This window comes from Candidatus Atribacteria bacterium (assembly GCA_011056645.1).
GTDB classification, from domain to species: domain Bacteria; phylum Atribacterota; class Phoenicimicrobiia; order Phoenicimicrobiales; family Phoenicimicrobiaceae; genus Sediminicultor; species Sediminicultor quartus.
On the sequence record DSEL01000201.1, the window covers coordinates 1 to 8,843 of the forward strand.

General features: G+C 34.3%; 7 protein-coding genes and 1 riboswitch. All 7 genes read right to left on the reverse strand.

Annotated features, from left to right (window positions below; all coding sequences use genetic code 11):
- Positions 1-134: 134 nt before the first annotated feature.
- Positions 135-1,220, reverse strand: a complete 1,086-nt coding sequence (locus ENO17_09465; GenBank protein HER25261.1) for an aminopeptidase P family protein — start codon at positions 1,218-1,220, stop codon at positions 135-137.
- The gene (locus tag ENO17_09470) at positions 1,213-1,740 is read right to left on the reverse strand and encodes a hypothetical protein (GenBank protein HER25262.1); all 528 of its coding nucleotides are present in this window, start codon (positions 1,738-1,740) and stop codon (positions 1,213-1,215) included. Before ENO17_09470 ends, ENO17_09465 begins: the two co-directional genes overlap by 8 nt.
- Positions 1,737-3,077 carry a 30S ribosomal protein S12 methylthiotransferase RimO gene (rimO, locus tag ENO17_09475; protein ID HER25263.1) on the reverse strand — a complete coding sequence of 447 codons (1,341 nt, stop codon included), beginning with the start codon at positions 3,075-3,077 and terminating at the stop codon, positions 1,737-1,739. Before rimO ends, ENO17_09470 begins: the two co-directional genes overlap by 4 nt.
- Before the next feature lie 18 nt (positions 3,078-3,095).
- Entirely contained in the window at positions 3,096-3,440 is a 345-nt protein-coding gene (locus ENO17_09480) for a DUF1232 domain-containing protein (GenBank protein ID HER25264.1), read from the reverse strand.
- 184 nt (positions 3,441-3,624) lie between these two features.
- Complete coding sequence (locus ENO17_09485; protein HER25265.1) at positions 3,625-4,020, reverse strand: hypothetical protein; 396 nt, start codon at positions 4,018-4,020, stop codon at positions 3,625-3,627.
- Between the two features lie 13 nt (positions 4,021-4,033).
- A riboswitch (cyclic di-GMP riboswitch) is annotated at positions 4,034-4,122 on the reverse strand.
- 220 nt (positions 4,123-4,342) lie between these two features.
- Positions 4,343-7,441, reverse strand: a complete 3,099-nt coding sequence (locus tag ENO17_09490) for an adenylate/guanylate cyclase domain-containing protein (protein ID HER25266.1) — start codon at positions 7,439-7,441, stop codon at positions 4,343-4,345.
- A gap of 79 nt (positions 7,442-7,520) precedes the next feature.
- Positions 7,521-8,843 (reverse strand): PKD domain-containing protein (locus tag ENO17_09495; GenBank protein HER25267.1); only part of this gene is annotated, 1,323 nt, incomplete at its 5' end.

Here is an 8,843-nt window from a genome sequence, read left to right on the forward strand (position 1 = left end):
AGATGATTGCTCCAGGGGTCGGATGACCTAATCAACTACAAACTCTTCCAGTATCATACTAACATATTTAGTTGATAATTTAGATATTCTTATCGTACAAGGGGTCGGATTTATCCGACCCGTCCTAATATTGTTTACAGGTTTAATAGTTTTGGAAACCAGGTTAGTATTTCATAACTTTCATCAGTTATCAGCACAGAATCTTCAATCCTAACCCCACCCATTTCAGGCAAATAAATTCCCGGTTCAATGGTTATTACCATTCCGGGTTGCAAAACTGTATCATCACTGAAAGAAACTCGAGGTAACTCATGAATATCCAATCCTACTCCATGACCCAAACCATGGCCAAAATATTCTCCATAACCTCCCCTGGTAATTATTTTCCTTGCTATAGAATCAACTTCTTTACAGCTTACTCCGGGTTTTAAAAATTCCAGGGCAGCCATTTGGGCTTCCAGGACAAGGGAAAATATTTCTTTTTGTTTGTTGTTTTCTTTCCCCAAAAGAATAGTGCGGGTAATATCAGAACTATAATTTTGATAATTCGCTCCCATATCAATGGTTATTAATTCTTTTTCCTCGATTTTCTTTTCCGAAGGTTTTCCGTGGGGTAAGGACGATCTCTGTCCGGAAACTACAACGGTTTCAAAAGCTTCTTTCAGAGCGCCCTTTTTTCTCATATTATAAGCTAACTCGGAAGCAATATCAAGCTCTCTCATTCCCGGCTCTATCGCTTCAAACACATCCTTTAAACTTTCTGTGGTAATCTGAGCGGCTTTTTTTATTTTAATAATTTCTTCTTTATCTTTAATCATTCTTAACTTTTCTATGATATTTTCAGTAGGCAATAATTTGATAGATTTAAAACTATTAGAATATTTCCCAAAGTCAGCATAGCTTAAATTATTGCTTTCAAAGGCAATTTTTTTTACCTTATTTTGCGTAAATATCTTTTTCAGTGCCAATATCCGTGCATCCTTTTTTTTCGGATCATCAGTTAATATTTCAAAGTCAGGACTTTCTTTTTGAGCATGTTCAGTATAACGTGAATCGGTGAGCAAATAATTTTTACCTTTTGCCAAAACCAAGGCACACCCTTCTCCGTCAAATCCGCTTAAATAATATAAATTTTTTAGATTAGTGATTAAAAATCCATCGATATCTTGGCTTTCTGTACTTATTTTATCTCGAAATATTCCCAATCTATCTTTAATCAAGGTTAATCCCTCCCCTTCTATAATTTTTAATAATTTTTTGGGCAATTTCTTCCACAGAAAAATCAGTAACTTCAATAATAGTATCTGCAGCCTGAAAACTTGGTGTTTTTAAATTCAAAATGCCTTTTGCAGATTGAAAAACTTGGTTCCACTGATTTAGCAGTCGAGAGGTTTCCTCTTTAAATTTATTTTCCTCTATCTCTATCTTGCTGGTAACCAAATTGACAATCCAACCGTTTTTCTTTAAAATTTCCCTATTCTTTCTATTTAGGATGCATCCGCCGCCAGCCACAATAACCGCACCGGATAAATCGGATATTTTTTCTATCGTGGAGTTTTCTAAAGAGCGAAATTGCTTTTCTCCTATTTTTTTTAACAATTCAGATAGGTCTAATCCGCTTGCCTTTTCCATCATTTCCTCTGTATCTATAAACTGCATCTTTAAACTATTTGCCAAATATTTTCCTATTTCTGCCTTATTAGTGCCTTTCAATCCGACAATGATTATATTTCTCATCATGAGCTAACCTCTCCGACCAAATCATATTCGGTAGCTTCTGTCACTTTTACTTTTATCAATTCTCCTACCTTAGCCTTATCTCCCCTAATGAGTACTTTTCCGTCTATCTCCGGTGCATCTTGCCTGCTTCTCCCGATAGCAATTTTGGGCTCACCCGCTCTCATTTCATCAATCAATACTTCAATTTCTTTTCCCAGATAGCAATGATTGATTTCTTGCGAGATCGCCTGTTGAGTTAACATTAATTGCTTTAGCCGCTCTTTCTTAATTTTCAGGGGAATTTGTTGGGAGAAACCATAAGCTGTTGTTCCCTCTTCCCGTGAATAAATAAAAGCCCCTAACCTTTCAAATCGGTAATTTTTTACAAAACTTAATAATTCTTCAAAATCCTGTTCGTTCTCACCGGGAAATCCCACCATCAAAGTAGTACGCAAGGTTAATTTTGGAATTCTCTCTCTTAATTTATTGATCAACAAAATAAGATCTTTTTTTTTGCTCGGCCTATTCATTCTCTTTAGTATTTTCTCACTTATATGCTGTAAAGGCAAATCCAAATAGGGACATATCTTAGGGGAATTTGCTATCGCTTCGATCAATTCATCTTGATAGTGAGCAGGATGGGTATATAAAAGTCTTATCCATTTTAAATGATTTAATTCAAGAAGAGAAAGTCTTCTTAATAATTCGGCTAATTTATATTTCCCATAGAGATCGATTCCGTATAGAGTGGTATCTTGGGCGATTAAAATTATTTCGGAAAGATTTTGTTTTTCAGAGAGCATTTTTACTTCAGTAATGATATCTTCCATTTGTCTACTACGATATTTTCCCCTAATCGTAGGTATCAGGCAATAAGAACAATTATTTTGACAACCTTCGGATATTTTAATGTAGGCATAATGCCGGGGGGTTAAAACAGTACGCGGGGTATTGTGGTGATAAAGAAATTTGGGTTCAGAGCTTACTTTAAAAATTTGTTCGCCTTTTACAACACTTTTGATTAAATCACCAATTTCCAATAAATCTCCTACTCCTAAAAAGGCATCAACTTCGGGGATCTCCTTATAAATATGGTCGTCTTTATACCTCTGAGGAAGACATCCGATTACAATTATATGTTTTATCTTCCCTTCTTTTTTTAATTTTACCAGGTTTAGAATTTCTTCAATAGATTCTTCTACAGCATCACTTATAAAACTACAGGTATTGATAATCGCAATATCTGAATGATCCATCTCCTCACTTATTTGGTATCCCATTTCCTTTAACTTTCCACAAAGCACCTCGGTGTCAACAAAGTTTTTAGGGCAGCCTAATGATTTAATTCCAATTTGCATAAAACAAATAACCCTTTCCTAACGAAAAAAACTAAATCTCTGCTTATTTTCCATATCGATTGCTTTTACATGTCCTGCCACAATTTCCGGCGGACTCAGCTTCACTAAACCCACTAAACAAAGAATTCCGATTAAAATATCTTCAAAATACCCCAAAAATGGAACTAAAATATCAGGTATCAAATCATAAGGTGATAATACGTAGACAATTGCTCCATATACTATTAATTTTAAATAAAAAGGAACTCTCTTATCTTTAAGTAATCTTAAAGATAATTTGATAAAATTGGGAATATGAAATATTATTCTTGCAATATATAATTGTATTTTTATCTTATGGTAAGGATCTTTCTTTTCTGGCATACTTTTTTAATTCTCCGGATATTTCCGAGTGATCGTTATTTTAATGATTTTATCATAGCAGCTCGATGAGCGTCAATTAGTTGAACTTATTTGGAAATAAAATAACCCCGGACTTAATCTGGGGTTATTTATTCTGTCTTTCATTTTTAACAAGGGGGGATGATATTAGATTAACTGAAACTTATCAACAACCACGATATCGTGAAAAATGATCAGTTTCAAAACATCCATAACCATCATAATCATCTACTTCTACCCATTCACCTTGTCTAAAAGTGAATACCTTCTCTGGCGGGTCATCAAAACAAACTGTAAATGTACCATTAACGTGCACTTCAGGTCCAAATTGATATTCACCATTACCAAAATAAATAATATGAATTTTGGTATCCTTGGTTAAAACATTTGGTCCAAAAGTAATAGTAACATTTCCCAGCGTGATAGAACCGCCATCATTTGCGCTTATCCATTCTTCAACCATTTCTTTTTTGGCAGAAAAGGCAAAAATAGATAATGCTAAGAAAGCTATTACTACGACACAGAGAATAGATAGAAGCTTAAAATCTATACTTTTCTTCATTTGCATCATCTCCTTCGGTGGCCCAGCTACCTTAGCTAACTTAATAGCCTTAGGTCTGTGACTTTGCGTCTCAACCTTTCGATCGATTTGCTATTATCGGGAATTTACTTAAAATTTAAACTCCTTATATACCATCCCCCCAACTATATTATACAGTAAATATCCTAAAATGCAAATATACAATAACAGGAAAGCATTGAAGCTATAATAGATTAAGTGAACCGTATCGAGTTAAGATAGATGAAAATAGATATAAAAAGCGGAACTTTTTTTAACTGCTAGCCAAAACTTGCACTAAAATCACTACAATATTTTTTAAATATTATTTTTTTAAATTATTCAATTTTTCTTCAATTTCCCTAAGATGTTTTTTAACATTAATACTTCTCAATATTTTTTGCGATTTAATCAAATTCCTTTTCGCTAATTTTTTATCATTTTTTAAAATAAACATGTCACCCAATTCATAATAAGTTTCACCTTCATTTATTTTATCAGCGAATTTCAAGTAAGTTTTGATCGCTTTTTTAAAAAATGTTTCGGAATCTTTCCATTTTTTTAATTTTATGAATAATTTAGCCTCTAATCTATATATATCTGCTAATCCTAATTTATCATCCAGTTTATTAAATATTTTTTCTCCCTGAAAAATATAATATTTTACTTTTGTAAATTCATTCTTTTTTAAATATTCCTCTCCTAAATGAATATAATTAATACCCTTATTATATATGTCTCCAATTTTTTCGGCTATTTTAATACTTTCTTTTAGATAATAAATCGCTTGTTTTGAGTTTCCTAAGGAAGAATGGGCAAATCCAATGTTATTCATAATATTGGAAATAACAATAATATTTTTAATCTTTTTAGCAATAGATAGACTTTCTTTATATGCTTCAATTGACTTTTGCCATATGCCTAACATATCATAATATATCCCAATATTATTTAAAGCCATCGCATAAATATCTAAAGCTTCTATCTCTTTGCAAATAGTTATGCTCTCTTTAAGATAAGAATATCCGGTAGAGGTATCTCCTTTAAATAGAAAAGCTACTCCTATGCCCTTTAAGATGCTTGCTTTTCTTTTTAAATTATTTATTCCTTCAGTGATCGAAAGAGATTTTTTAAAATATCCAATTGCTTTAACCCATTGCCCTATATCCCCGTATAAAGTTCCCATACTCATTAATATTAAGGATTCATTATCTTTATCACTGACTTTTCTACAATATTTTAATGCTTTAGTTAAACTATTTTCCGCTTCTTTTCTCTCTCCAATAATCGATTGAGAGAAAGCTAACTTATTATATATCTCTGAAAGTTGAGTTAATTGCTGCTTTTTAAGTTCTATTAACTCCAAAATATTAATACTATCCTGGTAATGCTGAATGGCATTTTTAAAAGCATATAAGGATTGCGCTTTGTCCCCGGCTTGGCTTAGATAAAATACAGCTTTTTCTTGATCATCACTATTTTTAAAATGATAGGCCAATTCTTCAACTTTGCTATCGATTTTAGATAAATACATCTCTTCCATAACTGTCCCTATTTTACTATGCAGGTTTTTTCTGGTTTTAAAAAGCAGGCTATTATAGGCTATTTCCTGAATAAGTGAATGAGTAAAGGCAAAATATCTTGGCAGCTGGGATGCCGTTTTTACTTCTTCTATAAATTCATGCTTCTGCAAGGCAGCCATCATTTCTAATAATTTTTTAATTTCTATGCGGTTAATTTTTCTTAAAAGGTCTATTTCGATATACCTTCCCAAAACCGAGGTTTGATATAAAAGTTCTTTTAAGCTAACTGGCAGCAAGTCAATTCTGGCACGGGCAATACTCTGAACCGTATCCGGTATTTTAAAATCACGAAAGATCTCGGGATAATTAGTTGATCCTTCTTTATCTGACGATAATTTTCTCTCTCCAATTCCTCGAACAATTTCTTCCATAAACAAGGGATTTCCATTAGCAGCAGCATTAATTCTGCTCTTCAATAATTGATAAATATTGTTTTCTTTGATCAATGACCTGGTGAGTTTCTCAGATTCGCTATTATTCAAGGGTAACAGCTTTACTCTCTCTGATCCGGCAAGCGGTTCCTCTTTTCTAAGGAATTCTCTAACACTATAGATGATCAGAATAGGATACTCTTTAATTTCTTTAGAAAACTGCCTTAAAAATTCTTCTGATGCCTCATCAACCCACTGCAAATCTTCAATAATTATCATTAAGGGTTTTTTCGAAGAAAAACTCCACAACAGTTTTTTCATTGCTCTCATCAATAAATTGCTTTCTTCTTTCGATTGTTCCATTATTTCTTCCAGGGATTTGGTTCTTGAGGATAAAAGTCGGGAAAAATAGGGAGAAGCAAATAATAGTGAAGAATCAATTTCTTTTATCTTACTTATTATTTTACGGTCTACCTCTTTAATATCATCATCATAATTCATAGCAAAAATTTTGGAAAATATCTCTATCAAAGGAGAATAAGGTTTCGACTCTTCCCAGGAAGAACAATTAACTGATGAAATATTAAATTCTTTGACTAATGGATCTTTGGTAAGTTCTAAAATTAATCTTGATTTTCCGATTCCCAATTCACCGCTTACTTCAATGACCTGTCCTTTCGATCGATAGGATTTTTTTAAAATTTCTTTTAATTTCTTTAATTCCTTTTCTCTTCCCATAAAAGGCGATTGACCATTTTTTCTCGGTTCAAGGAAATTACTTTTTTTCTCTTCACCTTTTAAGGTATAAACTGAAACCAAGTCTTTCTTGCCTTTTATCTTCAATTTACGGGGAGCGGATATTTTGAAATTATCTTTGATCCGATAGAAAGTTTTTTCTCCTATTAATATTTTACCGGAAGCTGCGTTTGCCTGTAAGCGTGAAGTTAAATTTACCGTATCACCGATAACAGTAAATTCTTTTCTTATATTTGAACCGATCTCACCGGAGATACATAATCCGGTGTTAATTCCGATTCTTGCTTTTAAACTTTTTATTTTTCTATCAATTTCTATCTTTCCATTTTCTTCTATAGAATGCATTATCTCCAGGCTTGCTCTTGCCGCTCTTTCCGGGTCGTCTTCATGGCTAAAAGGTGTACCGAATATAGCCATCAATCCGTCACCTAAGAATTTATTGACACTTCCACCGTATTTTTCTATGATGCCTACTATCGGAGCAAATATTTTATTAATTATCTCGGTGGCTTTCTCCGGGTCAAGGCGGTCAGCAAGCTTGGTAAAATCTTTTATATCGACAAAAATGATAGTAGTTTCGCTCCGTTCACTCGACAAGCTTCCCTTTCCTTCTAATATCCTGGAAGTAACCGCTTTCGGAACATAGGGTTTAAACAATTCTAAAATATTGTTTTGTTGATTTTGTTTTTTCTCTTTCATCTTTTCTTTTCCCATTTGAGATATTATAAAAAAGGGGACAGGCTACTTTTACGAGTAAAAAGTAGTCTGTCCCCTTTTTATTTTACATTTAACTTTACGGTGTTGGAGGAGGACAATATACCACCACATTAGCACTAGCTGTACCACTGCTTGCCCCTACGGTAGAGCTAATGGTTTCGGTACCTGCGTTAATCAAAGTTAAAGTAGTCGATGCAATTCCACTTACTGTTGTTTCAGAATATGAACTTAGGCTGCCTGAAGTTGTAGTAAATGTCACAACAGTCCCATCAGTTACCGGGTTTCCTCCTGCATCTTTAACAGTGGCAGTAATTAGAGAAGTACCGCCGCCAGCAGTTACTGTAGTAGGACTAGCGAGTAAGGTAATGGTAGTTGGTACTCCTGCCGCATTTACTGTAATACTTACACTATCATATGCCACATTACCGTTAGAGTCAGTAACAGTAAGTACGACAACATAAGTACCTGCTGCTGTATATTCATGACTGATCGTCATTCCGGTACCGGTTGTTGTATCTCCAAAGTTCCAAGCATAACTGACAATTGAACAGGCTCCACAATCGGACACCACTGAGGAATCGGAAGCATCGAAGTATACGGTAAATGGAGCAATACCGGTGGTAGATGGAGTTACATTGATCACTGCAGTAGGCGCACCGGCCTCTCCCACGGTAATGGTTTCCAAAGCTACACCAACGTTTCCAAAGTAATCGGTAACCGTTAGTTTAACTATATAAGTACCATTAGTATAGGTATGAGCTGCCGGCATGACACCGCTTGCAGTTGTACCATCACCAAAGTCCCAGGCATAACTGGCTATTCCTCTATCATCGGTTGAACTATAAGCATCAAAAATAACCGTAAAGGGTTCTGTTCCGCTTGTACCCGGGGTTACATTAATAACCGCAACAGGAGGTACAAAATCCACTCCGGGCTGAATGGCCGGGAGATCTACGGTAACAGATTTAGTAATACTATGGCCAGCGCCATCTTCTCCTATCATGCTGACAGTACAGGTAAGCTCAGTAATAAGAGGATTTAAAGTTATATAATCTAAAACTTCTTGAAAATAGAGAGGTAGATTGTCAATGGTAGTAATTGGTCCGGGAGTTCCGGGCGAAGTAGAAGGTGCTACATAAAAGGTGGCTCCTACCGTTTTTGATAAACTGGATATTTTAGTAGTACCATTATAATAATCATATTTGAATCCCGTACCTATAAATTCTACTTCATTTAGAGAATATATCTCGAGTGAAATAGTACCATCTTCCAGGTTAACTTCGGTATAATTCACTCTTATCTGCGCTTGGGGGTCAAATATATTAAGAAGCCCTAAGGAAAGCCAATTACACCCCGCTAATGAAATGATGAAACCTAACAATATGGTAATAAATAATAT

Excerpts from the sequence above, each read along its gene's own strand:
- ENO17_09470 (HER25262.1), bottom strand. The coding sequence starts at position 1,740 with ATGATGAGAAATATAATCATTGTCGGATTGAAAGGCACTAATAAGGCA.
- rimO (HER25263.1), bottom strand. The coding sequence starts at position 3,077 with ATGCAAATTGGAATTAAATCATTAGGCTGCCCTAAAAACTTTGTTGAC.
- ENO17_09480 (HER25264.1), bottom strand. The coding sequence starts at position 3,440 with ATGCCAGAAAAGAAAGATCCTTACCATAAGATAAAAATACAATTATAT.
- ENO17_09485 (HER25265.1), bottom strand. The coding sequence starts at position 4,020 with ATGAAGAAAAGTATAGATTTTAAGCTTCTATCTATTCTCTGTGTCGTA.
- ENO17_09490 (HER25266.1), bottom strand. The coding sequence starts at position 7,441 with ATGGGAAAAGAAAAGATGAAAGAGAAAAAACAAAATCAACAAAACAAT.